Origin of the sequence: Streptomyces sp. Ru72 (assembly GCF_002920635.1) — a bacterium.
Taxonomy (GTDB): domain Bacteria; phylum Actinomycetota; class Actinomycetes; order Streptomycetales; family Streptomycetaceae; genus Streptomyces.
Genome location: NZ_PQSR01000271.1, coordinates 1 through 219, shown reverse-complemented (window position 1 = coordinate 219; position 219 = coordinate 1). Strand labels below are relative to the sequence as shown.

General features: G+C 68.0%; 1 protein-coding gene. It reads right to left on the bottom strand.

What is annotated here, in order from left to right; translation table 11 throughout:
- On the bottom strand, window positions 1-196 hold a 196-nt coding region (locus tag C3488_RS39870), incomplete at its 3' end, for a DUF3159 domain-containing protein (RefSeq protein WP_146068048.1).
- Window positions 197-219: the final 23 nt, after the last annotated feature.

Below are 219 nucleotides of genomic sequence, written 5' to 3'. Positions count from 1 at the left end.
GCAGGGACACCGCGAGCGCGACGATCGCCGACCAGTGCAGGTTCTTGTTGATGGTGAAGATCGTGACGAAGAACAGGCCGGGGACCACGGTCTCGACCATGCCGCGGACCCCGCCGAACGCCTCGAAGAGCGCGGCCTCGGTCACCGCCCGCGAGTCCTGCTGGGCGTCTTCGGTCGGCTTCTCGAGTGACGTCACCGGCTACTCCCGTCCGAGCGGTC